Here is a 26,003-nt window from a genome sequence, read left to right as displayed (position 1 = left end):
AGATGCAAATTTTACTGATATTCATTCCGTTTTCTGTAAAATTGACCGCTTGGCAGAGCTCGGACAGATATTTAAACAGACTTTCATGAAACAGGTGCTTACCGCCTTAGAAACACAGGAAAATGACTTATCACCACTCTCTTTGCAGCGTGGTATTGATAAGTCATATTCAAGACAAGGCCTTTCGATCTTCTGGAGAGCTGGCAGCTGGTTGCTGGCTCTTCTGCTTTTTACTCCGTTTTTGGCTCTGGTCTATGAAGCCTCGGCGCCTAGCGGTGAGATTTTTGCTCATCTGCGAAATACGGTGCTGGGCACTTATATCCTCAACACCGTACTGTTGATCCTGGGTGTCGGTATTCTGGGTTTGATCCTTGCCCTTCCTGCAGCCTGGATCATGGCAAACTGTGAAATTCCCGGTAAACGTTATCTGCAATGGCTTCTGGTACTGCCTCTGGCCATGCCCTCTTACGTGGTCGCCTATATCTATACAGACCTGCTGGAATACGCAGGCCCTGTGCAAAGACTGCTGAGGGATTTAACGGGTTGGCAGAGTGCTGCGGATTATTTTTTCCCGGATATTCGCAGTCTGGGTGGCGCAGTCATCATTCTGGCGCTAGTGCTTTATCCTTACCTTTATCTACTGGCCAGAACCGCATTTCTTGAACATTCCCAGAGTCAGATGCTTGCCAGCCGGTTGCTCGGATGCTCTCCTGTTTCCAGTTTTCTGAGGGTCTCAATCCCCATGGCCAGACCGGCTATCGTCACCGGCCTTGCCCTCATGGGTATCGAAACACTGGGTGATTTTGCCACGGTTGATTACTTTGCTGTACCGACTCTCACGACAGCTGTCTATGATACCTGGCTGGGTTATGGCAGTTTGAATGCCGCTGCCAAACTTTCAGCTATCATGCTGGTTGCAGTGATGCTGCTGATCTCACTGGAAAGCTTCAGTCGCAGGAGACAACAGCTGTACCAGAAAAGCACCGGGCAGGACCACAGGAAAGCCTCCGTTTTGAGGGGTTGGAAAAAGGTCCTGGCCCTGCTCTGGTGCTGGATGCTGGTCATATTGGGCTTCCTTCTGCCTGCTGCTATTTTGCTGGATTACGTTTTCCGATATTTCAGTGATTCCTGGAACCAGGAATGGCTGACTTACAGCCTCAACAGTTTGAAGGTTTCATTAACCGCAGCCACATCTGCAACACTGGTCGCCTTATTTCTGGGACTGTATCAGCGCCTTCAGGGCAGTCGCTTTGCCAATATTCCTTCCCGGTTGGTTTCTAGCGGATATGCCTTTCCCGGAAATGTTCTGGCGATTGCGGTGTTAACCCCATTAACCCTGTCTGACCACGTTTTGAATGATTTGATTATGGCCTTTGAGTTACCGCCCGTTGGCCTTATTTTCAGTGGCTCGATATTTGCGCTTGTTTTCGCCTATACCGTTCGTTTCTCTGCCGTGGCCGTTGGCAGTGTTGAATCCAGCCTGGGAAGAGTTTCCCCGTCTCTGGATATGGCCAGCCGAACACTGGGATGCAAGCCTTCAGAAATGGTGAGACGCGTTCATATTCCCATGATTCGCAAAGGCTTGTTGACCGGATTTCTGCTGGTTTTTATCGAATCCATGAAAGAGCTGCCGGCGACTCTCCTTTTAAGACCTTTTGGCTTTGAGTCACTGGCTACCCGGGTTTTCCAGTTTGTTTCCGATGAAAGACTGGAAGAGGCTGCTCTGGCAGCATTGATAATGGTACTGGCCGGGCTGATACCACTGATACTTCTGAACCGTTCGCTGGAGGCAGAACAAAAATGACCGCCCTGACTATTGCTGGCCTGAGCTGCCGTTATGAACAGACAGAAGTACTCTCTAACCTGAGCCTTGAGGTAGAACAGGGAGAAATTGTTTGCCTGCTGGGTCGAAGCGGCTGCGGTAAAACCACACTTTTAAAAGCCATTTCAGGTCTTCTTCAGCCTTTTTCAGGGACCATTTCCCTGCACGGTCAGGTCGTCACTTCAGTCCATGGAACACTGCCCCCGGAACAGCGTGGAATGGGGATGATCTTTCAGGACTACGCTCTGTTCCCTCATCTGAACGTGTTTCAAAATATTGCTTTTGGTTTGAAAAACCTTTCCCGCAGAGATGCCCGTAAGCGTGTGGAAGCCATGCTGGAGCTGGTCAACCTTTCTGGCCTGGACAAGCGCTATCCACATGAACTTTCTGGCGGCCAGCAGCAACGTGTTGCCATTGCCAGAGCCCTGGCTAACAACCCTTCCTTGTTGTTGCTGGATGAACCTTTTTCCAATATTGACAGTCAGGTAAGACAGAAACTGGTGAGGGAGGTCAGGGATATTCTCAAGCAACAGAAAGTCACTGGACTGTTTGTCACCCATAATCGTGATGAAGGTTTTGCCTTTGCCGATTCCGTTGCCATTATGCACAACGGCAATATTCTGCAACGAGGTCACTCTTTCGACGTCTATAATCGCCCGGCATCTCGTTTTGTGGCAGAGTTTATGGGGTCTGGCAATCTCCTGCCCTGTGAAGTAATAAACAGTCGTACTGTTTCAACACCAGTCGGTGTCGTTGAGTCATCCACTGATATTTCAGCAGACCCCGGTCAGACTGCGGAGCTGTTTATCCGCCCACAAATGTTTTCGATTGAAAGGTGTCGGTGCGAAAAACCGGTGAATCCTGCCCAGATCAAAAGCCAGCAGTTTATGGGAACCCGATTAAGGACCGAGGTTAAGCTGAAAGAAAATGTTCTGGTTGTGGAAAACTCAACCCCGTTCCCGGAAAGCACACCTGTGGATATTTCGGTAAGACCTCACGACCTGCTTCTGTTTGATAAGAAAGGGGATTCAATCTGATGCTTCAGAGTTTATGTTTTACCCGCTGCAGCCAAGCCTGAGTATCCTGAAAACAAAATCAGGTTGTCAGGCTGATCCGAACTGCTTCTATGAACCATTCATGCCCGCTCTCTCTGTCAGGCCATTGTCGTCTTTGAAAATGTGACCAGATTTCCCACTATGTTTGTGGGTAGAGTTCCGTATAATGACCCACAACTGATACCACTTTCGCCGGGCTGCCGAGACAATTGTTTAAGCAGTATAAACGACGGATATAAATTGGTTTCTGTAAACCACAAAGATAATAAATGGCTCAAAGTCTATCAAAACTTATGAGCCAGATAAGAAACTGGCACAGCCGGGTGGGACAAGTGATTAGCTTTAAACTCAATGGACAAACAGTCAATGTAGACGCACCGGGCGATACACCCTTGCTTTGGGTGGTTCGCGAACATTTAAAAATGAAAGGTACAAAATTCGGTTGCGGTATGGGCTTATGTGGTGCCTGCAGCATGTTAATCGATGGTGTGAGTTCCCGAACCTGCATTATGCCCGTTCAGGCCGTGGCCAATAGAAATATAACCACCATTGAAGGCATTGGTAATCCAGAAATGATGTCCACTTTACAGAACGCCTGGGTAGAAGCCGGTGTTCCACAATGTGGCTATTGTCAGAGTGGGCAAATCATCAGTGCTACCGCATTACTAAGCCAGAATAAAAACCCCAGTGACAGTGACATCGACAACGCCATGAGCGGCAACCTATGCCGCTGCGGTACTTATCCTAATGTGAAAAAAGCCATCAAAAATGCAGCAGCAGATTTAAGAAATGGCAAAGGCCGTTTGCACGCCGTGCAACTGTTTGATCCAAGGGCAACTTCTTCACTGGAAACACAGGAAGTGCAATCATGAGTGTCACTGAACAAAACAAATTGCTAACGACAAACGATCAGACATTAGAAAACAGCTCCCGCCGTAGCTTTCTTAAAAAACTGGGCATTATTGGTGGCGGTCTGGTCGTTGGAATTCCCCTGGCTGCCTGTGCCAGCAATAAATCCCCGAATACTATGAACGGTGATCTGCAACCCAATGCTTTGCTGCAAATTACCGGCAATAATGAAATCTATTTTTATCTTCCCCGCTCGGAAATGGGACAGGGCGTATTCACAGGCCTGACCACAGTGCTGGCAGAAGAACTCGACGTTCATCCAGATAAAATCAAGGTTAAACAGGTTGGCGCCTGCGAAGAATATGCAAACCCGGAATATGGGCTGCAACTAACAGGTGGCAGCAACAGTATTCGTACTCATTTCATTCCGCTTCGCCAAATGGCGGCAAATGTTCGTATGGTTATTCGACAAGCTGCAGCAAAGGTACTTCATTTGTCAGTTGATCAAATTCAAACTGATAATGGAATGATTGTAGCCAAAGGTAAAAAGCTACCTTACGGTGCATTCAGCGAAGCGGCTTCTCAATTGAGCCTTCCTGAAGAAACACCCATCAAGAAAAGAGCAGACTTCAAATATATTGGTAAATACTCAAAACGTCTTGATGCTGTAGCAAAAAGCACAGGCTTGGCGGAATTTGGTTTGGATGTAGAATTTGAGGGCCTGCACCGGGCTGTGTTAAAGCGTTGCCCGGTATTTGGTGGCACTGTGAAAAGCTTTGATGACAGCAAAGTGAAAAGCATGCCCGGCGTAAAAGCTGTTGTCAGAATCTTCAACGGTGTAGCAGTGGTTGCTGATCATTACTATCAGGCAAAAGCGGCCTTACCTCTGTTAGACGTGCAGTGGGAATTACCTGAAACCCTTTCAAACTTTTCCAGCGCTGCCACTGAAGCAGGTAACGGTAAACAACTCTTTAAAGAAGCTTTGGATAGCGATGAAGCGGATAATGCACACGAAGAAGGAGAGGGTCGCAATGCCTTAAAAACTTCCGACACCGTTGTATCTGGAGAATACTGGGCCCCTTTCCTGGCTCATGCCACCATGGAACCCATGAATTGCACTGCGAAATTCACGGGTGACAAATTAGACATTTGGACAGGAAGCCAAAACCCCGGAATTGCCGCCAAACTGGGTGCTTTTTATGGTGATGTAGCAAAAGATGATGTCACGATTCATAGTACATTCCTCGGGGGAGGATTCGGACGTCGTATATCAAGCGACTTTGTTGCCGAAGCCGTTTCCATAGCCAAGGCATCAGGCCTGCCAGTGCAACTGATCTGGAGTCGCGAAGATGATACAAAACACGACTATTATCGCCCTGCGACTCTGGCTAAGTTTCAAGTTGGCTTAGATAAAGACGGTAATATTGACAGCTGGAACGTTAAGCGCTCTGGTGCAAACGTCATACCTTATACCATGGATGAACTGGCCGATGCCATGATGCCAGCATTCCTGCCTGACGGTATGGTCGACTGGATCAGTAAAGCCGGTTATGGCCTGTTTGATGGCTGGACGGTAGATCCTACTTCAGTAGAAGGCTTATTCGAAGACTATGATGCCGACCATAAATCCGTTGACCATGTCACGGTTGATCCGGGACTACCCATAGGTTTCTGGCGAAGTGTTGGTCACTCATTCAGTGGTTTCTTTAAAGAAAGCATGATGGATGAAATCGCCATTTTGCAAAAACAGGATCCTGTCGCCTATCGCCTTAAACACCTGAAAAATAATCCTCGATTGGCGAACACTCTAAAAATTGCTGCCGACAAAGCGGGCTGGGGAAAACCTTTACCAGAAGGTCATTATCATGGCGTAGCAGCTCATACTTCGTTCCTGTCATATGTGACAGAAATCGCACAGGTATCTGTGAACAACGGCCAGATCAAAGTTCACAAAGTGACTTGTGTGGTAGATTGCGGTCTGGCGGTTAACCCCGAAATAGTTATCCAACAAATGGAAAGTGGCATCTTATTTGGCTTAACCGCTGCTCTTTACGGAGAGATCACACTCAAAGACGGTGCAGTGGTTCAAAGTAACTTCCATGATTACCCGATACTGCGAATGCATGAATCACCAGAAATTGATGTGGTCATCGTTGACAGTGATGAAGCACCAAGCGGTGTAGGTGAACCAGGCCTGCCGCCAATTGCAGCGGCTGTAGGCAATGCCATCTTTGCAGCAACAGGTAATCGTTTAAGAAGCTTGCCTCTTAAACTCAGTTAATTTGTCGAGCTTGGTCCCTCAACATCACGAGGGACGGAATCCTGCCCGGAATGAATAAGCAAAGGTTCAATATGCAAGGTTCACAATTAGAGGTTCTGAAAGGTTGTTTATCTTGTCTTGAACAGGGTGATGAAATCTCCCTGGTCAGTGTCGCTAAAACCTGGGGCACCTCCCCCCGACCGGTAGGTTCCCTTTTAGCGGTAAGTTCTTCTGGTCGCTTTTTTGGAAGCGTCAGTGGCGGATGTGTTGAAGAAGATTTAATTGCACAGCTAGCCCAAAACCCTGTCAGATTCGTGCAAAAAATCATGTACGGAGAAACTGCTGAAGAACGTCACCGATTCGGATTACCTTGCGGAGGGACCCTGGAACTCATGGCAGAGCCTCTCAATGAAATGGCAGACGTTAAATTGCTTGTTGATCACATTGAAGCGAGAAAAACCTGCTTAAGAAAAGTGAGCCTTGAAACGGGTCAAGTCATTTATACGCCCTGGAAGCAACAGGAACCAGAGTTGTCACAAACCCACTGGCAAAACGTCTTTGGACCAACCTGGCGATTAATGGTGATTGGTGCCGGTGAAACCGGCCGATATCTGGCTGAATTTGCACAAGGCCTTGGATTTGAAGTTTTGGTTAGCGATCCAAGACCTGATTACCGAAGCAACTGGCCCTTAAAAGACTTGCCGTTATTAAAAGGCTTTCCCGATGATGTCATTCAGGATTTAAATGTCGATGTCCGCACTGCCATTGTCGCAGTAACCCACGACCCGAAAGTAGATGACATGGCCTTACTAACGGCATTAAAAAGCGATGCATTCTATGTTGGTGCTCTTGGCTCAAGACTCAACAATCAGGAGCGTCGCAGACGACTCAGGGAGCACTTTGATTTCAGTGATGCTGAGGTTAACCAGCTCCATGGCCCGGTTGGATTAAATATCGGTAGTAAATCCCCCGCAGAAATTGCACTTTCTATTCTTGCTGAAATCACTGCCATTAAAAATGGCATACAGCCTGGTAAGGCGCTGGAAAAGAAAGAAGATCAAATAAGTCAGACGACCGCCTGTGACATCAGCTAACATCGAAAAATTCAACCCTTGCGAGAAAATAACAGCGGTTATCTTAGCTGCAGGCAAAGGCTCGCGATTTAATGGCCATAAAATGATGCATGAGATTAACGGCATCCCAATGGCCATTCTTAGTGCGTTGAATGTCCAGCCCCATGTTAATCAGGTTTTAGTGATCGTCAGGCCTCAGGATGACATTCTTAAACATTCATTAGACAAATACGGTCTTGCTTACACTGAAAACCCTGACTTTGAAAGAGGTATGAGCTCATCCATTGTTATAGCTATTAACAATATTCCTGAAGATCAAAACATCCTTCTCTGCCTGGGAGATATGCCTTACATTGAATTTGACACCTACAGGCAGCTCATAAAAAGCTTTAAAAACAATGAGTACAAGAAAATCATCAGGCCAATCTATCAATCTGAAGATTCAGATCCCGTCCCTGCTCATCCCGTTTTATTTCCGGCTTTTCTGCAATCTGATTTAACATTGCTCAGTGGTGATGAAGGTGCTAAATCTATTCTCAAAATCCACAAACCGATTTTGCTGGAAACTTCTGACGAAGGTGTGATCAGGGATATTGATTATGCTTGAGGCCCTGAAATGAGCTTAGGGAGATTTAACACATACAGGGGCCTTTCAGGCTCCACTCAGATCCGTCATACTGACGCCCTGAAAACTGATTCGGAGAAAATCTGATGTTGGACTTCCTTTTCACAGCGATTGATGACCGGGTCATTGATTTTGAAACATTAAAACTGCACGAAAAGCCTAATCAATATCTGGTTTTGCCAGAAGGCAATTTTTTAGCAGAGCCCCATCAGATCAGCCCTGTTCTGAACGTCAGTGTCACAGAGCTGCAAGAGCGGTTTTCAGACCTTGCCCAAAGTCAGGATAAGTTAGAAGTGTTGCGCACCAGTGATGATGGTCAGCAAGTCGACTATGTCCAGAGAACCCCTTTCATGGGCTATCCGGATACCATTACCGTACGTTTTTATAGTCAGGGGGAAGATACCAGCACACTGGCCATTTACTCTCGCTCACATTATGGTTACTCCGATCTTGGCGCGAACAAGAAAAGAATTACGCTCTGGCTCGACAACCTGAAAGCCTCTCTTAAAGCGCCAAAAGAGCATTAATTTATTTGGCAACGTACCCAGACTAACCAAAGATCATTTTGCCAGATGTTAACCATTATTGACGAAAACAGGAGATGGGATTTCAAATGATTATTGACCATCCCGAATGGTTGCTGATGCTGCTGGCTCCGCTGTTTATCGGTTTAATGTTGGCAGAATATTTCATCGGCCAAAGGGGCGGAATACTACCGGAAAACTCCGCCTATAAACTGCCAGAAGTACTGTGTAATTTCTCATTAGCAGGTATGCATCAGCTGGCAGATATCGTTACAGGTCTGGTGATCGTCAAACTCTATTTCTGGCTTTTTGGCTGGAAGTTACTAGAGATTGAAATGAACGCTGCTACCTTTGTCGCTTTGCTGATCTTACAGGATTTCTGCTACTACTGGTTTCATCGCGCCAGCCACAGGATACGCTGGATGTGGGCAGCCCATGTCGCACATCATAGTTCGCAGAGAATGAATTTCAGCACCGCGTTTCGTCAAAGCCTGATGTACCCAATTGCCGGTATGTGGCTGTTTTGGGTTCCTTTGGTCATCATTGGTTTTGAGCCTAAATGGGTTATCTTTGCAGTGTTGCTTAACTTAGGGCTTCAGTTCTTTGTCCATACCCAGTGGGTTCGCAGTCTTGGCAAGTTCGAGCTTATTTTTAACACACCGTCCCATCATCGGGTTCACCACGGTATCAACTCTCATTACATTGATAAAAACTATGCCGGTGTTCTGATCGTCTGGGATAAGCTATTCGGTACCTTTGAACCAGAAGTAGAAACTGTGCGCTACGGGGTCAGTAAGCCTGTCAACAGCTATAACCCTCTGACTGTTACCTTTTCTGAATGGCGGGATATGTTCAGAGAAGCAAAAGGCAAACACCTGACACCAACACAGCGTCTGAAGATCTTTCTTGCTCCACCAGGTGATAAACCCGCAGAGGCAAAGCCTGAAACTTCAGAGCAAAGGTTAAAAAAGTAAACTGAACCTCTGCATTCACTTACTTGCCAATACAGAACGAGGAGAAAATCCTGCCCAGCAAGTCATCGCTGGAGAACTCGCCGGTGATCTCGCCCAAGGCCTTCTGGGCATGTCGCAAGTCTTCAGCCAGAAGTTCACCTGCCCCCATGTATACAAGCTGCTTCTGACCGTTATCCAGAAACTCCTCTGCTCTTCGCAGCGCATCCAGATGTCTGCGCCGGGCAGAAAAACCACCCTCCATGGCGCCCTCATAGCCCATACAGGCTTTCAGATGCTCTCTGAGAGCGTCCAGGCCGTGTTCTCTCATGGCACAGGCCCTGATCAGGGGGACCCCTTCAACGTCCTCTATGCCTGCCTGTTCGCCTGTCAGGTCAATCTTGTTACGGATCACAGTGAGCTTTTCTCTGGAAGGCAGTCGATCAACAAACTCAGGCCATATGTCGTGAGGATCGGTTGCGTCAGTGGTTGATCCGTCCACCATCAGGAGTACTCTATCAGCGTCTTCTATTTCCCTGAAGGCACGTTCTACACCAATCTGTTCGACTTTATCATCTGTCTCTCGCAGACCGGCGGTATCAATGACATGCAAGGGCATACCATCGATATTGATGTGTTCCCTGAGGACATCACGGGTGGTACCGGCAATGTCCGTTACAATAGCTGACTCCCGTCCTGATAACGCATTCAAAAGGCTGGATTTACCGGCATTGGGACGTCCGGCAATCACTACGGTCATACCTTCACGCTGAATGGCCCCCTGATCCGCTTCTCTCATGACCAGGGCAAGATGGCTGATGATGGTTTTGAGATCGCCTGCCACTTTGCCGTCGGCCAGGAAATCAATCTCTTCTTCTGGAAAGTCGATGGCGGCTTCAACGTAAATTCTCAGTTCAATCAGGGACTCGACCAGTTCGTTGACTCTCCTGGAGAAAGCGCCTTGCAGCGATCTTAATGCCGATCTGGCTGCCTGTTCTGAAGTACTGTCGATCAGATCTGCGATGGCCTCAGCCTGCGCCAGATCCATCTTGTCATTCAGAAAGGCTCTTTCGGAAAACTCTCCGGGATTGGCCAGCCTGACCCCAAGGGCATTAATTCTTTTCAACAGTAAGTCCAAAATGACAGGACCACCATGTCCCTGGAACTCTATGACATCCTCTCCAGTAAATGAATTTGGATTAGGAAAGTAAAGAGCCAGTCCTTCGTCCAGAACCTCATCCTGCTCATCGTAAAAAGGACCGTAATGAGCGTAACGAGGCTTGGGCTCCATTTTCAGAACCTCTCTGGCAACCCACAAAGCTTCAGGGCCTGAGACCCTGATAATCCCCACCCCACCTCTTCCGGGAGCGGTTGCCTGAGCGGCAATAGTGTCTTTATGGAGTGCACTGAGATCGGACATAGCAATTACTGGCTGAGAAATGAGAAAAATGATTAGTCTAATCTAAGGTGGCTGCTGGTGCCATGGCCGTCATGGATCTAAAAAAACGGACCATTGCGGTCCGTTTTTTTTGAGATTTTCAGACTCAGGAGCCTTCTTTCTCGATCTTTTTGGTAATGATGTATTGCTGAATAATCGACAGAATGTTGTTGGTTACCCAGTACAGTACCAGACCTGCCGGGAACCACAGGAAGAATATGGTAAAAATCAGCGGCATCAACTTCATCACTTTAGCCTGAACAGGGTCAGGAGGTGTCGGGTTCAGCATCTGCTGCGCGAACATGGAAGCCCCCATGATCAACGGCAGGATGAAGTAAGGGTCCATCTGGGACAGATCCTGAATCCAGCCAAGCCAGGGTGCCTGACGCAGCTCTACAGCCTCCTGCAACACCCAGTAGAGGGCAATGAATACTGGCATCTGGACAAGAATCGGCAGGCAGCCACCCATTGGATTGACCTTCTCTTTCTTGTACATCTCCATCATGGCCTGAGACATCTTCTGGCGATCGTCGCCGTATCTTTCTTTCAGCTCCTGCATTTTTGGCCCCAGCTTGCGCATTTTAGCCATAGAACGGAAGCTGGCCTGATTCAGTGGATAGAATACCGCTTTCACACAAACTGTCAGCAGGATAATTGCCCAACCCCAGTTGCCTACCAGAGAATGGATAAACTGCAGCAACATGAACAGTGGCTGAGCCAGGAACCACAGTATGCCGAAGTCCATGGTCAGCTGCAGACCATCCGCCAGATTCTTCAGGGCAGGCTGATCTTTAGGACCAGCATAAAGCGTTGCACCGGTGACGACTTTCTCACCAGGATTGACTACCAGAGGGTCGTTGTAGAAACCCACCCTATAGTATTCATTGTTACGGGATTCCTGAGTGTAATAATTGTGAGGCTTGTCCTGAGCGGGTACCCAGGCACTGACAAAGTAGTGCTGAAGAATGGCTGCATAACCACCCTCGACTCTTTCCTTGAAAGGCTCTTTTCGGAAATCATCGAAAGGCAGCTTTCTGTATGGCTCATCAATAGAACGAACAGCCGCCCCCAGGTAGGTATTCATGGGGGCGCTGGAGTTTACTGAGCTTGGGTCTTCTGAACCATCCCGCTTCAGCTGAGCATAGAAAGTGTCACGCCATTCCTTGTCGCTGTTGTTGGCGATTTCGTAAGCCAATACGACTTCATAGGAGCCGGGCTTAAAAGTATAACTTTTGGTTACCTGAACTTCGCCAGTGCTGCGAGTCAGTTTAACCGTCAGCTGGTCCTGACCGGCTGGCAAGGTGTAACTGGTCTGTGCAGTGCTGTAGAGGGGTCTCTGATTCTGATCGTTGGTGGGACCATCAGTAGCAATCAGGCCGCTTTGGGCAGTGTAGACACAGGTCACTTCACCCGGTGTGCAGTTGGGCCTGTTAACCAGTAGCTGGAAAGGCGTAGCTTTCTCGCCTTCTTCAGGCAGCCAGGCTGGGTATTTGGGCAGGCTGAGTCCGACAATGTCACCACCGGCGGGGTCAATCTGAAGGTTCAGTGTGTCTGTTTTAACGTTGATCAGTTGAGCAGAAGTCTGAACCTCGTCATCCAGAATTTCCGGAGAGGAAGATGATGGTGAGATAGTGGGTAAATCAGAACCACTTTGAGAAGTGGAGACATTAGCCACAACAGCATCGCTGGCCGGCCGGGTCTGATTGTAATCTTCATTCCATTGCTGAAGTGTAAACACACCAACAACGGCTATAGCACCTATCAAGAGTGTTCTTTGCAGATCCATGATGTCCGAGCCAAAGAGTCTTGGTGATGAATATGATCGTCTGATGACCGGTGTTGCTTGTCCAAGGGAGCAGGCACCGGATCATAACCTCCTGGATGCCAGGGATGGCAACGCAGCAGTCGTTTCAAGGTCAGAAAACTGCCTTTCAGAAAACCATGATGTTGGAGAGCTTCCTGTGAATAGCTGGAACAGCTGGGGTAAAAGCGACAATGCCTGCCCATGATAGGGCTCAGGCAGAAACGGTACACCTTGATCAATCCCATGGCAGAGCGTCTGGGCAACAACACGAGAAAATTAATCACAGGTCTGGTCATGTCGACTTTACTCTGTCTGTGCCGAATAGACAGGAAACGCATCGGCTGATTTGAGTGGAGACAGTATGACTGGCTTTCTGAAGAGTGACTGGAGGTAGTTTCTACCCCCACTGTCACGCAGCCCCATAGAGTGCCTGTTTCAGGCAATGGTCTCCATTCAGGAAACCTTCTGCTCGTTCCGACGTCTGGCCAGTTTAAACCATTGGTGGGTGAGCAGTTTATTGATATCGCAGCTTTCCAGCTCACCCAGACCTCTTCTGGCCAGAACAACAATGTCCAGATTTCCCAGTTCCCCCTTATGGAGGCGAAAGGTTTCCCGAATGTGTCGTTTGACTCGATTGCGGCCGGTAGCTTTACGGATATTTTTTTTGGCGATCACCAACCCCAGGCGGGGGTGGTCAAGCTCATTCTGGCAAGCCAGTATCAGTAAATGGCGACTACTGACCTTGATATCCGTACGGTCGAAAACCTGCTTAAAATCAGCTGCTGAGCAAAGTCGCAGATCGCGACCAAAAGCGAAGCTCACCTGTCAGTCCAAATCAGGCAGCCAGACGCTTGCGACCTTTGGCACGGCGACGGTTGATTACCGCACGACCGTTCTTGGTAGCCATGCGAGCACGGAAACCGTGAGTGCGCTTGCGCTTAAGATTACTGGGCTGAAATGTTCTTTTCATGACGTTACTCGTTTTATCAATTTACAAAAAGACGGGCATTCTAAGTAATTGAGGGATAAGCGTCAATTTGCATTTGTCAAGAGTTTGCCACCCGGGCTCAGGGCTCAATCCTTAGAGGGCAGCCAGCTCTTTGCGGATATTAAGTAGGGTTATCGTAAAAGTGCATTTTTATAGGGGAAATTACGTCCTTTATATATAGGGAAAAATAACACACCACTAATTTCAAATGATATTTATGAATTAAAAATCTTTTGAGAGTCATTCTGGAAAATTAAGTACATATAATTCATATGTACTTGAGTGATGGTGTTTTGTTTTTTTAATAAATATTAGGCAACACTTTTTATGTGGATAAGTCCTGTAAAGCCTTTTGTACACTGGGTTTGTTCGTGTGTGTGAATGTGTAGAAAATAAGCGACTATACTGTTCTCTGCCTGCTCACAGCCTGTGTATAATTTGGTACCTTATACACAGTACGTCGATGCATCATACTTATTCACAGCTCACTCATCCTTCATCAGCCTTTGTGAACACAGCCTTTTCCACATTATTTTTTCATCACTGATTGCCTCTTTTTTCGTCTCTTTTTGCTTATAGAGTGTTGATAATTAAGTAAAAAGATTATTTTCTGGCCATGCTTTCAACAAATTTAAGGTGTGGATAACTTTTCCCTGAAAGGATACAATTGAAGCTGTTTTTTGGCCTGTTCTTCTTGCGTATCTGCACTGTTCTGCTGTGGAGGAATAGGTGTTTCTGGACAGATTCTGTTTCCTGCCATTAGCGAAGTCTTCCAGCAGGCAGGCTGACCGGCTTCCATTTCACCCATTTTCAGGAGAGCGCCCGTGCCCTTAGAGCTCTGGCAAAAGTGTGTGGACTTGCTTCAAGATGAACTGTCCTCACAGCAGTTCAATACCTGGATTCGCCCATTGAAAGTCATGGGTGATGAACACGATCTTTGCCTGCTGGCTCCTAATCGTTTTGTCGCAGACTGGGTGAAAGAGAAGTTTCTGCCGCGCATCGAAGAGATACTTGATGAACTGACTGATGGACAGGCTCCGGCGGTGGCACTGGCCGTCTCGAACCGTCGCCCCCAGTCTCTCAGCCGAAGGAGTGCTTCGCCTGCCAGCAGTCCTGTACGCCCTGAACAACCCAAGCCTGTCGTAGAAGAAAAGAAGGCGGTGACCCGGGAGCTGGTGTCCAGCCTCAGTGAAGCATCGGGCCTTTCTACTAGTAAACCTGTGTCGTCTGAAAGTGTTGAGCCCCATGCCATACCCAAGAAAGTCAATCCTCTGAAAGCAAAAGAGAACACTGCCAGCAGTCATTCTGCCAGGAAAGAAGAACCTTCTTCCGGACGACAAATAGAAGTCGAGGGTTCAATAAAACATAACAGTTCCCTGAATGCCCACTTCACCTTTGATACCTTTGTTGAAGGTAAATCGAATCAGCTGGCACTTGCAGCAGCCCGTCAGGTGTCTGAAAACCCGGGAGCTGCATACAATCCACTGTTTTTATACGGCGGTGTAGGCCTGGGTAAAACTCACCTTATGCATGCCGTGGGTAATTCTCTGGTTCGTCAAAACCGTAATGCCAGAGTCGTATATTTACATTCCGAACGATTTGTTGCCGACATGGTCAAGGCGCTGCAATTAAATGCCATCAATGACTTTAAACGCTACTATCGCTCCGTTGATGCCCTGCTGATTGATGACATCCAGTTCTTTGCCGGTAAAGAGCGCTCACAGGAAGAATTTTTTCATACCTTCAATGCCCTGCTTGAGGGGGGGCAGCAAATGATTCTGACCTGTGATCGTTACCCCAAGGAAATCAGTGGTGTGGAGGAACGATTAAAGTCCCGATTTGGCTGGGGCCTGACGGTCGCAGTGGAGCCTCCCGAGCTTGAAACCCGAGTAGCCATATTAATGAAGAAGGCAGAGCAGCAAAAAGTTGATTTACCCCATGAAGCGGCTTTCTTTATTGCCCAGCGAATTCGATCCAATGTTCGTGAGCTGGAAGGCGCTCTGAAACGGGTGATTGCCAGTGCTCATTTTATGGGGCGCAAGATTGATATTGATCTCATCAGGGAGTCCCTGAAGGATCTGCTTGCCTTGCAGGATAAGCAGGTCAGTATCGATAATATTCAAAGAACGGTGGCTGAGTATTACAAGATCAAGGTAGCTGATATTCTATCTAAACGTCGTAGTCGTTCTGTGGCCCGGCCCAGACAGATTGCAATGGCTCTTTCCAAGGAGCTGACCAGTCACAGTCTGCCTGAAATTGGTGACGCCTACGGCGGACGAGATCATACCACTGTGCTTCATGCCTGCCGTAAAGTGAAAGAGCTGGTGGATGAAGACGGTGAAATCCGTGATGATTACAAAAATCTTTTGAGATCTCTGACTAGCTGATTTTGATTCAGCCAGCAGATATTTAATGAATTCAGGAAGAAGGTCATTGTGACTTACTTCCAGATAGCCAAGAGAAAGGAAAGCGATGAAATTTACCATTAATCGGGAAGCATTGCTCAAGCCACTTCAACTGGTGGCGGGTGTTGTTGAGCGCAGACAGACTCTACCTGTATTGTCCAACGTCCTGATGGTGGTGGACGGTGATCAACTCTCTCTGACAGGTACTGACCTGGAAGTAGAACTGGTCGGTAGAGTGACACTGGATGAGGTCTCTGAGGGCGGAGAAATTACCGTTCCAGCCAGGAAGCTGATGGATATCTGTAAGTCTCTTCCGGAAAACGCTTTGATTGAGTTTTCTCAGGATGATCAACGAGTCAAACTGAAAGCAGGCCGTTCTCGTTTTACTTTGTCGACTTTGCCCGCCAATGAATTCCCAAGTATTGACGAAGAACCGGGTTCAATGACCTTTACCATTGGTCAGAGCCGTTTGCGCCGATTGATTGATCGTTCTGGCTTTGCCATGGCGCAACAGGACGTTCGTTACTATCTGAATGGTATGCTGATAGAAGTCAGCCAGAATACACTGCGTTTTGTTGCTACTGATGGCCATCGTCTGGCTATGTGTACCGTTGATGCTGATATTAATCAGCAAGACCGTCACCAGGTTATCGTCCCGCGTAAGGGGATTATGGAGATGGCCCGTCTTCTGACAGAAGGAGACGAGATGGTTCATATTACTTTGGGTGCCAACCATATCAGAGCGAAAACCGGAGACTTTATGTTCACCTCCAAGCTGGTGGATGGGAAGTTCCCGGATTATGACCGTGTTATTCCCCGTGGTGGTGACAAGATTATTATTGGAGATCGTCAGGAGCTTCGTCAGGCTTTCCAACGTGCTTCCATTCTTTCCAATGAAAAGTATCGTGGTATTCGCCTGATACTTTCCGATGGCTTGCTAAAGGTGATAGCAAATAACCCTGAGCAGGAAGAAGCGGAAGAAGAAATCAGTCTGGCATACCACGGTGAAACTCTGGAGATGGGCTTCAACGTCAGTTACTTGCTGGATGTGTTGTCTGTTATCTCAGGTGAATCCGTGAAGATTACCCTTTCTGATCCTAATAGCAGTGCCCTGCTGGAAGAGTCTGACGCCAGTGATTCCAGTTATGTTGTTATGCCTATGAGACTTTAATGAAGGTGTTTTTACCATCATTGAAGGCCTTTTTAGTGTTCTGGGTCTTTTCAGAAAAAAAGGTCCTCTTATCATTGAAAGCCGTTGTGAAAAGTCTCATCTCTGAGGTTTGTTCAAGCCGATGACGATTCACAAGCTGATGATTAAGGATGTCAGGAATCTGGCATCCGCTACCTTCTCCCCTTCCCCGGATATCAATATTCTCTACGGTCTTAATGGCAGTGGAAAAACCAGTATTCTCGAGTCTATCCATCTCTTGGGTTTGGCTCGATCTTTTCGAAGTGCCAGACTTAAGCCGGTCATTCGTCATAAAAAGGGTAAGTGCACGGTATTTGCGCAAATTCAATCCAATAATGACCGACTGATACCGGTTGGCGTTTCCCGAGATATGGAAGAAGAGAATTTTCAAATTCGGGTCGCGGGTGAAACGCTTAAGTCAACGTCCGAGTTGGCCAGACTTCTACCTTTACAAATTATTAATCCCGATACTTTCAAACTTTTGGAAGGTTCACCCAAGCAAAGAAGACAGTTTCTTGATTGGGGAGTGTTTCACGTGAAACACCATGAATTCTTACCTCTTTGGAAGCGAACTCAAAAAGTGCTTAAACAGCGGAACAGTTTGCTTCGGCATGGTAAAATAACAGGTTCATCCTACTCATCTCAGCTGTCTGTCTGGGATGAGGAACTGGTAAAAGCGGCTGAGGCTGTGGATCAACTCAGACAGCAATACTTTGATCAACTGACACCCGTTTTTCAGGATGTTCTAAACCAGCTGACCTCGCTGGGTGATATCAAGATAAGTTATTACCGGGGTTGGGACAGAGAACGACGTCTAGCTGAGGTGTTAAAAGAAAATACAGTTCGTGATTTTCAGACCGGATACACACAATCAGGGCCACAACGAGCAGATATAAGGGTGCGTCTGGAAGGAAGTAATGCTGTTGATATTCTTTCTCGTGGTCAGCTGAAATTAGTCGTTTGTGCGTTAAAGCTGGCACAAGGTTATCTCTTTTCAAAAATGACCCGTAGCCAGTGTGTTTTTCTTGTGGATGATTTACCTTCAGAGTTAGACGCTCCCCACAGAAAAGCTATGTGCAAGATATTACAGAATATGCAGAGTCAGGTATTTATTACCTGCGTAGAGCCGGGCGCACTGGTGGATTGCTGGGAGCCTGAAATCAATCTGAAAGTGTTTCACGTGAAACAGGGATCTGTGAACTTGGAATCTGGGCGTGAGATTCGCCAGACTGAATCGCTGGAGAAAGAGTATGAGTGAACAAAATTACGATGCGTCCAATATTAAAGTGCTGAAAGGTCTGGATGCAGTTCGTAAGCGCCCGGGCATGTACATTGGTGATACCGATGATGGTACCGGCCTTCACCACATGGTTTTTGAGGTGGTAGACAACTCGATCGATGAGGCCTTGGCAGGCTTCTGTGATGAAATTGCCGTCATTATCCATCCGGATGAATCCATTACCGTTCGTGATAACGGTCGGGGAATCCCTGTAGATATCCACGAAGAAGAAGGTGTCTCCGCCGCAGAAGTGATCATGACGGTACTCCATGCCGGCGGTAAGTTTGATGACAACACCTATAAGGTCTCTGGTGGTCTGCACGGTGTTGGTGTTTCAGTGGTAAACGCCCTTTCCAAAGAGCTCAAGTTAACCATTCGCAGGAATGGTCAGGTTCATCAGCAGGTCTATTCTCACGGTGTTCCACAGGAATCTATGAAGGTGATAGGAGAGACTGAAAAGAGCGGTACAGAGGTTCATTTTGTACCTTCTGAGGAGACTTTCTCCAATATTCAGTTCAGCTATGACATTCTGGCAAAAAGACTGAGAGAGCTCTCTTTCCTGAACTCTGGTGTTTTTATCCGCTTGATTGATGAGCGTACAGGTAAAGAAGATCAGTTCCGTTATGACGGTGGTCTGAGTGCATTCGTTGAATATCTGAATACCAATAAGACCAATATCAACAAGGTCTTCCACTTCACAAAAACAAGGGAAGATGGCATTGGTGTAGAGGTGGCATTGCAGTGGAATGATGGCTTTCAGGAAAACATTTTTTGCTTCACCAATAACATTCCTCAGCGTGATGGTGGTACCCACCTTGCCGGCTTCAGAGCCGCCCTGACCCGAAACCTGAACAGCTACATTGAGCGCGAAGGTTTTGCTAAAAACCAGAAAGTTTCCACTTCCGGTGATGATGCTCGTGAAGGTCTCACAGCGATTATTTCGGTCAAGGTTCCAGACCCCAAATTCTCATCCCAGACCAAGGACAAGCTGGTTTCTTCTGAAGTGAAAACAGCTGTTGAGCAGGAGATGAGCAGTTATCTTGCGGACTATCTGATGGAAAACCCACAAGAAGCCCGAGCGGTTGTAAACAAGATGCTGGATGCAGCCAGAGCCCGTGAAGCGGCCCGTAAGGCCCGTGAAATGACCCGCAGGAAAGGCGCTCTGGACATAGCTGGACTGCCCGGAAAGTTGGCTGACTGTCAGGAAAAAGACCCTGCTCTCTCCGAACTTTACATAGTGGAGGGTGACTCTGCGGGGGGCTCTGCCAAACAAGGTCGAAACCGGAAAACACAAGCCATCCTGCCACTGAAAGGTAAGATCCTGAACGTTGAAAAAGCACGCTTTGACAAAATGCTTTCCTCCCAGGAGGTTGGTACCCTGATTACCGCAATGGGGTGTGGCATTGGTCGTACAGAGTTCAATATTGAGAAACTGCGCTACCACAACATCATCATCATGACCGATGCTGATGTTGACGGCTCTCACATTCGAACCCTGCTATTGACATTCTTCTTCCGTCAGATGCCAGAATTGATTGAAAATGGCTATGTCTATATTGCTCAGCCGCCTCTCTATAAAGTGAAGAAAGGCAAACAGGAGCAATACCTGAAAGACGATATTGCACTGGATGACTATTTAACCCAGTCTGCACTGGAAAATGCCACACTGCATGTCAATGAAAATGCACCGGGTATTGGTGATGAAGCTCTGGAATCTCTGGTAAAAGAATACAGAAAAGTCATTGCAACCATTGAGCGTCTGTCTCGCATTTACCCTTCTGAAATCATGAAAGAGATGATTTATCTGGATGCAGTTTCCCAGGAAGACTTGAAAGACCAGACAAAAATGCAGTCCTTGCTGGATACCCTGAATACTCGCATTCAGGAGCTGAAGCTGGCTGGTCGTGAGATGAGCTTTGAGCTGTTTGAAGACCGTGAGCATCAGGTGTGGTTGCCCAAGGTCACTATCATTTCTCACGGTGTGCCAACTGAATATATCTGGAATGTCGACTTCTTTGGTTCCGGAGACTACGGCTCTATCAAAGCCCTGGGAGCCAAGCTACAAGGCTTGCTGGAAGAGACCGCATTCATCCAGAAAGGTGAGCGCAAAAAAGCGATAGAAAGCTTTGAGGAAGGTCTGGAATGGCTGATGACTGAATCGACCAAACGCCACAACATTCAGCGCTATAAGGGTCTGGGTGAGATGAATCCCGAACAGCTTTGGGAAACCACCATGGATCCGGAAGTAAGAAGAATGCTGAAGGTGACCATTGAAGATGCTATTGCAGCTGACCAGATCTTCAATACATTGATGGGTGATCAGGTTGAGCCTCGAAGAGACTTTATTGAGTCTAATGCGTTGAACGTGGCTAATCTCGACATTTAATACCTCATCCTCACAGGCTCAGGGGGCCATGAAAAGTGGCTCTGAGCCCAATCTATTAATCCTCTTCCGGGCAAATAAAGTTATGCTGCGCCGTTAATGTATCAGCAGTATACTTTAGGCCTCTGATTCGACAGTTGATAGCCATGAACCATTCAGTAATTCGTGCAGAACTCGAAGAAGCCCAGCAGGTTCTGGAGCGTTTTCTCAATGATGAAACCTGTATTGATGCCATAGACCGCGCAGCGAGCCTGTTGGCGGAATCCTTTAAGCAGGGTGGAAAGGTTATCTCCTGTGGTAACGGAGGCTCCCATTGCGATGCCATGCACTTTGCTGAAGAGTTGACTGGTCGCTATCGTGATAACCGCCCTGCCTACCCGGCCATTGCTATCTCTGATGTCAGTCACTTGTCCTGTGTCTCCAACGATTACGGTTATGACTATGTATTCTCACGTTATCTTGAAGGTGTAGGCTTTGAAGGTGATGTACTGTTCGGGCTCAGTACCAGTGGTAACTCTGGCAATATTTTAAAAGCGATTGAAGCAGCCCGAAAAAAAGGGATGAAAGTGATTCTTCTGACGGGTAAGGATGGTGGGAAAATGGACGGTCTGGCGGATATAGAAATCCGGGTGCCCCACTTTGGTTATGCAGACCGGATTCAGGAAATTCACATCAAAGTCATTCATATCATAATTCAATTGATTGAAAAACACATGGCTGCCTGATACTCATTTGATAAGGCTCTAAATCATTCATCACCTGTTACCCTATACCCGGTGATGAATGATGTTTTTGCTTAAACCTGTTTCGATTTCCCGTTCATGATGTCGAGTGTATTGGCAATCCAGTTCCGAGCCTCATTATTAATCTCCAGCGCCGTCCTGTCTGTGGTTTCTATGACCGTTCCTATATGAAGCTGAATGGTACCGGGCTTTTTCAGAAAGCTGTTCATAGGCCAGCAAGCAGCAGCATTATGGGCAATGGGTAGTACATTAACCCCGGCCTTTCTTGCCAGATTGACACCACCTCTTGAAAATTTGCCTAACTGACCATTAGGGTTACGGGTTCCTTCCGGAAAAATAAGAACCCAACGACCGTTGTGTAAGGCATCAGTACCCTGCTCTACTACATCATTTAATGCGGCCCTGGGGTCATCGCGATTAATAGCGATCGGTTTAATGAGTCTGATTGCCCAGCCAAAGAATGGAATCTTAAATAACTCTTTTTTAAGAACCGGAGCCTGAGGACTGAAAAGCATCTGCAGGAAAAAGGTTTCCCAGGTGCTCTGGTGATTACTGATCATGACACAGGGTGTATCAGGAATATTTTCCTTCCCGTGCACTTCATACTTTATCCCACAGATAAATCTGGCCAGTCCCATAGCCATCATCGCCCAGTACTTCACCAATAATTTGTGGCGTCTATTAACAGGAACAAAAGGAATAGCAAAAAACAGTAAAATGGACCAGAAAACGGTGAAGGTGGCCAGCAGAAAATAAAATAACGCTGTTCTTATATATTGAACGACGAATGTCATTTAAAACCTATCTTGTTTATCCTTGAATACTGACCTGTGACGGTTCGAGAATAAAGCGGGTAAATGCAGCCAGGTCTTCAAATACTGGTACATTATGGAGGCCTTCCCCTTTATTCATCGTTCTGACACCCTTGCCGGTTTTCACCAGAGCTACATTGCACCCCATTGCCTGCCCTGCCTGAAGGTCTCTGAGAGAATCCCCGACCACCCAGGCAGATGATGCGGGTATGTTCAGGGCTTCTTCGATCTGTTCAATCATGCCAGGCAAAGGCTTTCTGCAGCGACATTGATCGTCAGGGCCATGGGGGCAGTATCGAATACAATCTATCTTGCCTCCTTCCAAGGCTAACAGATCCAGCATTTTCTGATGCATGGCCTCAAGGGTTTCTTGAGTAAAGTAACCTCTGGCAAGGCCTGACTGGTTGGTTGCAATGGCAATGGAATACCCTGCCCTGCTCAGTCTGGCGATGGCTTCAATACTGCCTGGTAGAGGAATCCACTCAGCCACCGAACGAATGTAGTGATCGGAGTCTTTATTGATGACTCCGTCGCGGTCAAGAATGATCAGTTTACTCATAATTTCAGTCAGCAGGCTTCATACCTGAAAAACTTTTCCAAAAGATAGAAAAAGTGCGGCATAAATGCCGCACTCCACTTTATCAAGCTTTAGTCAGAATTTCTGCAACAAAGGCAGTCCCGAGTGCAACCTACAGTAATGAAATATCCGCAACGTGTAAGAAAAGGCTGCGTAATTGTTTCAAAAGAGCATAGCGGTTCAAACGAACCTGCTGATCTTCAGCATTGACCAATACTTCATCAAAGAAGCGGTCTACAGAGTCCTTCAGTGGCGCCAGACTTTCCATAGCGACTGTGTATTGTCTCTGTTCCAGAATCGGTGCAGCTTTTTCTTTACTGTCGGCGAGCGCTGTGGCCAGAGCCTTTTCTGCGGCTTCTGTCATCAGTGCAGGGTCAACGGAGTCAGGAATGACCAGATCTCCGGCTTTTGCCAGAATGTTGGAAACACGCTTGTTGGCTGCAGAAAGGGTTTCGGCTTCGACCATCTGACTAAAGCGATGCACTGCCTTGACACGTTGATCAAAGTCGAAGGGGCGTGATGGTTTCAGGGCCTTAACAGAAAGGAAGACTTCAACAGGAATCTGTTCGTCCTGATACCAGGAGCGGAAACGCTCCAGCATGAAATCCAGAACAGTTTCTGCCAGCTCTTCATTATTTGCTAAAGCTTTTCCGCTGGCTGCTGGCAGCTCAACCCCTTGTGATTGATAACCTTCGACAGACTGATTAATGAGATCACGCAGGTCCAGATCCAGCTTCTTCTCAACAATAATTCGCAGGACACCCAGGGTGGCCCTTCTCAGAGCAAACGGATCTTTATTGCCTGAAGGTGGCTGATTGATGCCAAAGATGCCGGTGATGGTATCGATTTTGTCAGCAATCGCTACGGCACAACCTGTCAGGCTAGAGGGTAGCTCATCACCTGCAAAGCGTGGCATGTACTGTTCGTTCAGAGAGAGGCATACCTCTTGTGGTTCACCATCGTTTGCACCGTAGTATTGCCCCATGATGCCCTGCAGCTCCGGGAATTCCAAAACCATTTCTGAAGTCAGATCTGATTTGCAGAGTTCTCCGGCTCGGACAGCCAGCTGTTCCTGCCCACCTTCCTGTTTAGCGATAAAACCCGCCAGTTTTGCAATGCGGTCGCTCTTATCGAACAGCGATCCCAGCTGTGCCTGGAAAACGATGGGTTTCAGGGTCTCCCTGCGTGCTTCAAGCGTGTTTTTTTTGTCTGTATCAAAGAAAAATTTGGCATCTGCGAGGCGAGGTCTTATTACCCGTTCGTTACCGGATACTACGTGTTCAGGCTTCAGGCTCTCGATATTTGCAATGGTTATAAAACGGGGAAGCAATGTTCCTTCCCGAGATGGCTCTTTTGACAGGACGTGGAAATACTTCTGATGCTCCTTCATGGAAGAAATCAGGGCTTCAGCAGGGACTTCCAGAAATTCTTCATCAAAACGACCGGACAGAGCAACAGGCCACTCATTCAAAGCGGTCACTTCATCCAGAAGGTCTTCATCGATAACCGCTTCGCCACCTAATCCGGCAGCCAGCTCCGTTACCTGTGTTTTAATGAGACTGCGTCTTTCTTCAAAGAGAGCCATCACCTTACCCTGCTCTTTCAGAAGGTTCTGATAATCGGCAGGCTGGTTAATGGTCAGAGGCTGGTTCCCATAGAATCGGTGGCCTCGAGTCTGGTTACCTGATTTCAGGCCCAGAATTTCGCAATTGACTACCTCTCCACCCATCAGCATGACTAACCAGTGGACAGGGCGAACAAATTCGGTGCGCTGCGCACCCCAGCGCATTCGCTTGGGAATAGGCAGTTCATTGAGAGACTGACTGACCATGTCTGGCAGCAGTTGAGTGGTGTCGGAACCTTGCTGAACCCCACGATAGACAAGCCAGGCACCTTTATCGGTTTCCAGCCTCTCCAGCTGGTCGACAGACACTCCATTAGAACGGGCAAAACCCTCGGCTGCTTTAGTGGCCTTGCCTTCTGCGTTGAAGGCGGCTTTTATAGCAGGGCCGCGGCGCTCAAGCTGCTGATCAGGCTGAGCCGTTTCCAGCCCTTTTATCAGCAAAGCCAGACGACGAGGTGCGGCAAAGGCTTCATAACTGTCAAAAGACAGCTGAGCACTCTTCAGGCGATCAACAATGCCGCGAGTGAAAGCATTGGAAAGGCTTTTAAGCGCTTTTGGAGGCAGCTCTTCTGTTCCCAGCTCGACCAGGAAATCTTTCTGACTCATTACTTCTTCTCCTGTGTCTTGCTGTCTTTCAGACTGGCCAGAACTTCTGAACGGATATCCTCACTGGCCAGCGGGAAGCCGAGGTTATGGCGAGCGTCAAAGTAGGCTTTGGCTACAGCTCTGGCGAGCGTTCTGACTCGCAGAATAAAGCGTTGACGCTCTGTCACCGAGATGGCGTGGCGGGCGTCCAGAAGGTTGAATGTATGGGAAGCTTTCAAGACGTACTCATAGGCAGGCAGAGGCAGGCCAGCTTCGACCAGACGTCTTGATTCACCTTCATAAAAATCGAACTGATGGAACAGTTCCTGAGTGTCAGCATGTTCAAAGTTGAAAGTAGACATCTCTACTTCCTGCTGATGGAAGACGTCGCCATAAGATACTGTGCCCTGTGGGCCTTCAGTCCAAACCAGATCGTAGACGTTATCAACACCCTGAATGTACATGGCCAGACGCTCAAGACCGTAGGTGATCTCACCAGTCACCGGATAGCACTCAATACCACCCACTTGCTGGAAGTAGGTGAACTGTGTGACTTCCATGCCATTCATCCAAACCTCCCAGCCCAGACCCCAGGCGCCCAGTGTGGGGGATTCCCAGTTGTCCTCTACAAAGCGAAGGTCATGCACCAGTGGATCAATGCCCAGCTCTCTCAGGGAGTCCAGGTAAAGTTCCTGAATGTTATCCGGAGAAGGTTTCATTACCACCTGAAACTGATAGTAGTGCTGAAGACGGTTTGGGTTCTCACCATAACGACCATCTGTTGGACGACGGCTGGGCTGCACATAGGCAGAATTCCAGTTTTCCGGACCGATAGCGCGAAGGAACGTCGCTGGATGGAAGGTGCCTGCACCCACTTCCATGTCCAGCGGCTGCATAATGACACAGCCCTGGCGAGCCCAGAACTGCTGAAGGGCCAAAATAAGGCCCTGGAATGTCTTGATATCAGGCGTGCTTTGAGAAGTCACAGTACTACCTCATGGAGGCTCAAATTAGGCTT

The 26,003-nt window shown here is 47.7% G+C and carries 22 protein-coding genes; 13 read left to right on the top strand and 9 right to left on the bottom strand.

What is annotated here, in order from left to right; genetic code table 11:
* Positions 1-85: 85 nt before the first annotated feature.
* From ACOMG9_RS24545 to ACOMG9_RS24510, 8 genes are all read left to right on the top strand, one after another.
* The gene (locus tag ACOMG9_RS24545) at positions 86-1,804 is read left to right on the top strand and encodes an ABC transporter permease (protein ID WP_494529559.1); all 1,719 of its coding nucleotides are present in this window, start codon (positions 86-88) and stop codon (positions 1,802-1,804) included.
* Positions 1,801-2,859 (top strand): ABC transporter ATP-binding protein, encoded by a 1,059-nt coding sequence (locus tag ACOMG9_RS24540; protein WP_448215083.1) that lies wholly within the window; start codon positions 1,801-1,803, stop codon positions 2,857-2,859. The genes ACOMG9_RS24545 and ACOMG9_RS24540 overlap by 4 nt, the downstream gene beginning before the upstream one ends.
* 350 nt (positions 2,860-3,209) lie before the next feature.
* Positions 3,210-3,749 carry a (2Fe-2S)-binding protein gene (locus tag ACOMG9_RS24535; protein WP_448215084.1) on the top strand — a complete coding sequence of 180 codons (540 nt, stop codon included), beginning with the start codon at positions 3,210-3,212 and terminating at the stop codon, positions 3,747-3,749.
* Positions 3,746-6,007 carry a xanthine dehydrogenase family protein molybdopterin-binding subunit gene (locus ACOMG9_RS24530; RefSeq protein WP_448215085.1) on the top strand — a complete coding sequence of 754 codons (2,262 nt, stop codon included), beginning with the start codon at positions 3,746-3,748 and terminating at the stop codon, positions 6,005-6,007. The genes ACOMG9_RS24535 and ACOMG9_RS24530 overlap by 4 nt, the downstream gene beginning before the upstream one ends.
* Before the next feature lie 71 nt (positions 6,008-6,078).
* Entirely contained in the window at positions 6,079-7,080 is a 1,002-nt protein-coding gene (locus tag ACOMG9_RS24525) for an XdhC family protein (RefSeq protein ID WP_448215086.1), read from the top strand.
* Positions 7,067-7,666 (top strand): nucleotidyltransferase family protein, encoded by a 600-nt coding sequence (locus ACOMG9_RS24520; protein WP_448215087.1) that lies wholly within the window; start codon positions 7,067-7,069, stop codon positions 7,664-7,666. The genes ACOMG9_RS24525 and ACOMG9_RS24520 overlap by 14 nt, the downstream gene beginning before the upstream one ends.
* 104 nt (positions 7,667-7,770) lie before the next feature.
* On the top strand, positions 7,771-8,211 hold the full coding sequence (locus ACOMG9_RS24515) for a DUF1499 domain-containing protein (protein WP_448215088.1): 441 nt from the start codon (positions 7,771-7,773) through the stop codon (positions 8,209-8,211).
* Between the two features lie 86 nt (positions 8,212-8,297).
* The gene (locus tag ACOMG9_RS24510) at positions 8,298-9,182 is read left to right on the top strand and encodes a sterol desaturase family protein (protein WP_448215089.1); all 885 of its coding nucleotides are present in this window, start codon (positions 8,298-8,300) and stop codon (positions 9,180-9,182) included.
* A gap of 19 nt (positions 9,183-9,201) precedes the next feature.
* On the opposite strand, the gene mnmE is transcribed toward ACOMG9_RS24510, so the two are convergent.
* From mnmE to rpmH, 5 genes are all read right to left on the bottom strand, one after another.
* The gene (gene mnmE, locus ACOMG9_RS24505) at positions 9,202-10,578 is read right to left on the bottom strand and encodes a tRNA uridine-5-carboxymethylaminomethyl(34) synthesis GTPase MnmE (RefSeq protein WP_448215090.1); all 1,377 of its coding nucleotides are present in this window, start codon (positions 10,576-10,578) and stop codon (positions 9,202-9,204) included.
* Positions 10,579-10,702: 124 nt separating this feature from the next.
* Positions 10,703-12,382 (bottom strand): membrane protein insertase YidC, encoded by a 1,680-nt coding sequence (gene yidC, locus ACOMG9_RS24500; RefSeq protein WP_494529558.1) that lies wholly within the window; start codon positions 12,380-12,382, stop codon positions 10,703-10,705.
* Positions 12,358-12,603, bottom strand: coding sequence for a membrane protein insertion efficiency factor YidD (yidD, locus tag ACOMG9_RS24495; protein WP_494530404.1), 246 nt, complete (start codon positions 12,601-12,603; stop codon positions 12,358-12,360). Before yidD ends, yidC begins: the two co-directional genes overlap by 25 nt.
* A 250-nt stretch (positions 12,604-12,853) precedes the next feature.
* A complete protein-coding gene (gene rnpA, locus ACOMG9_RS24490) occupies positions 12,854-13,222 on the bottom strand; it encodes a ribonuclease P protein component (protein WP_448215092.1) in 369 nt (122 codons plus the stop codon).
* 13 nt (positions 13,223-13,235) lie between these two features.
* The gene (rpmH, locus tag ACOMG9_RS24485; RefSeq protein WP_252177766.1) at positions 13,236-13,370 is read right to left on the bottom strand and encodes a 50S ribosomal protein L34; all 135 of its coding nucleotides are present in this window, start codon (positions 13,368-13,370) and stop codon (positions 13,236-13,238) included.
* Positions 13,371-14,212: 842 nt separating this feature from the next.
* Between rpmH and dnaA the strand changes: the two genes are divergently transcribed.
* The 5 genes from dnaA (at position 14,213) to lpcA (ending at position 21,369) form a co-directional block, all read left to right on the top strand.
* Entirely contained in the window at positions 14,213-15,775 is a 1,563-nt protein-coding gene (gene dnaA / locus ACOMG9_RS24480) for a chromosomal replication initiator protein DnaA (RefSeq protein ID WP_494529557.1), read from the top strand.
* An 85-nt stretch (positions 15,776-15,860) separates the two neighbouring features.
* Positions 15,861-16,964, top strand: coding sequence for a DNA polymerase III subunit beta (dnaN, locus tag ACOMG9_RS24475; protein ID WP_422136074.1), 1,104 nt, complete (start codon positions 15,861-15,863; stop codon positions 16,962-16,964).
* Positions 16,965-17,085: 121 nt separating this feature from the next.
* Positions 17,086-18,240, top strand: coding sequence for a DNA replication/repair protein RecF (gene recF, locus ACOMG9_RS24470; RefSeq protein ID WP_422473146.1), 1,155 nt, complete (start codon positions 17,086-17,088; stop codon positions 18,238-18,240).
* Positions 18,233-20,647, top strand: a complete 2,415-nt coding sequence (gyrB, locus tag ACOMG9_RS24465; RefSeq protein WP_448215094.1) for a DNA topoisomerase (ATP-hydrolyzing) subunit B — start codon at positions 18,233-18,235, stop codon at positions 20,645-20,647. Before recF ends, gyrB begins: the two co-directional genes overlap by 8 nt.
* Before the next feature lie 143 nt (positions 20,648-20,790).
* Positions 20,791-21,369, top strand: a complete 579-nt coding sequence (lpcA, locus tag ACOMG9_RS24460; protein ID WP_422136077.1) for a D-sedoheptulose 7-phosphate isomerase — start codon at positions 20,791-20,793, stop codon at positions 21,367-21,369.
* Positions 21,370-21,440: 71 nt separating this feature from the next.
* On the opposite strand, the gene ACOMG9_RS24455 is transcribed toward lpcA, so the two are convergent.
* The 4 genes from ACOMG9_RS24455 to glyQ form a co-directional block, all read right to left on the bottom strand.
* A complete protein-coding gene (locus tag ACOMG9_RS24455) occupies positions 21,441-22,181 on the bottom strand; it encodes a lysophospholipid acyltransferase family protein (RefSeq protein ID WP_494529556.1) in 741 nt (246 codons plus the stop codon).
* A 16-nt stretch (positions 22,182-22,197) separates the two neighbouring features.
* Entirely contained in the window at positions 22,198-22,758 is a 561-nt protein-coding gene (gene gmhB, locus ACOMG9_RS24450) for a D-glycero-beta-D-manno-heptose 1,7-bisphosphate 7-phosphatase (RefSeq protein ID WP_422136079.1), read from the bottom strand.
* Positions 22,759-22,888: 130 nt separating this feature from the next.
* Positions 22,889-25,006 (bottom strand): glycine--tRNA ligase subunit beta, encoded by a 2,118-nt coding sequence (gene glyS / locus ACOMG9_RS24445; RefSeq protein ID WP_494529555.1) that lies wholly within the window; start codon positions 25,004-25,006, stop codon positions 22,889-22,891.
* The gene (gene glyQ, locus ACOMG9_RS24440; RefSeq protein ID WP_422136081.1) at positions 25,006-25,971 is read right to left on the bottom strand and encodes a glycine--tRNA ligase subunit alpha; all 966 of its coding nucleotides are present in this window, start codon (positions 25,969-25,971) and stop codon (positions 25,006-25,008) included. Before glyQ ends, glyS begins: the two co-directional genes overlap by 1 nt.
* Between the last annotated feature and the right edge of the window lie 32 nt (positions 25,972-26,003).

Source organism: Endozoicomonas sp. PH6C, from assembly GCF_059322965.1.
This window is presented reverse-complemented; position numbering and strand designations above follow the sequence as displayed.

What these genes read in the sequence shown, in the direction of transcription:
- ACOMG9_RS24545 (WP_494529559.1), top strand. Translation starts at nt 86, where the DNA reads ATGAAACAGGTGCTTACCGCCTTAGAAACACAGGAAAATGACTTATCA.
- ACOMG9_RS24540 (WP_448215083.1), top strand. Translation starts at nt 1,801, where the DNA reads ATGACCGCCCTGACTATTGCTGGCCTGAGCTGCCGTTATGAACAGACA.
- ACOMG9_RS24530 (WP_448215085.1), top strand. Translation starts at nt 3,746, where the DNA reads ATGAGTGTCACTGAACAAAACAAATTGCTAACGACAAACGATCAGACA.
- ACOMG9_RS24525 (WP_448215086.1), top strand. Translation starts at nt 6,079, where the DNA reads ATGCAAGGTTCACAATTAGAGGTTCTGAAAGGTTGTTTATCTTGTCTT.
- ACOMG9_RS24515 (WP_448215088.1), top strand. Translation starts at nt 7,771, where the DNA reads ATGTTGGACTTCCTTTTCACAGCGATTGATGACCGGGTCATTGATTTT.
- ACOMG9_RS24510 (WP_448215089.1), top strand. Translation starts at nt 8,298, where the DNA reads ATGATTATTGACCATCCCGAATGGTTGCTGATGCTGCTGGCTCCGCTG.
- mnmE (WP_448215090.1), bottom strand. Translation starts at nt 10,578, where the DNA reads ATGTCCGATCTCAGTGCACTCCATAAAGACACTATTGCCGCTCAGGCA.
- yidC (WP_494529558.1), bottom strand. Translation starts at nt 12,382, where the DNA reads ATGGATCTGCAAAGAACACTCTTGATAGGTGCTATAGCCGTTGTTGGT.
- yidD (WP_494530404.1), bottom strand. Translation starts at nt 12,603, where the DNA reads ATGGGCAGGCATTGTCGCTTTTACCCCAGCTGTTCCAGCTATTCACAG.
- rpmH (WP_252177766.1), bottom strand. Translation starts at nt 13,370, where the DNA reads ATGAAAAGAACATTTCAGCCCAGTAATCTTAAGCGCAAGCGCACTCAC.
- dnaN (WP_422136074.1), top strand. Translation starts at nt 15,861, where the DNA reads ATGAAATTTACCATTAATCGGGAAGCATTGCTCAAGCCACTTCAACTG.
- recF (WP_422473146.1), top strand. Translation starts at nt 17,086, where the DNA reads ATGACGATTCACAAGCTGATGATTAAGGATGTCAGGAATCTGGCATCC.
- gyrB (WP_448215094.1), top strand. Translation starts at nt 18,233, where the DNA reads ATGAGTGAACAAAATTACGATGCGTCCAATATTAAAGTGCTGAAAGGT.
- lpcA (WP_422136077.1), top strand. Translation starts at nt 20,791, where the DNA reads ATGAACCATTCAGTAATTCGTGCAGAACTCGAAGAAGCCCAGCAGGTT.
- ACOMG9_RS24455 (WP_494529556.1), bottom strand. Translation starts at nt 22,181, where the DNA reads ATGACATTCGTCGTTCAATATATAAGAACAGCGTTATTTTATTTTCTG.
- gmhB (WP_422136079.1), bottom strand. Translation starts at nt 22,758, where the DNA reads ATGAGTAAACTGATCATTCTTGACCGCGACGGAGTCATCAATAAAGAC.
- glyS (WP_494529555.1), bottom strand. Translation starts at nt 25,006, where the DNA reads ATGAGTCAGAAAGATTTCCTGGTCGAGCTGGGAACAGAAGAGCTGCCT.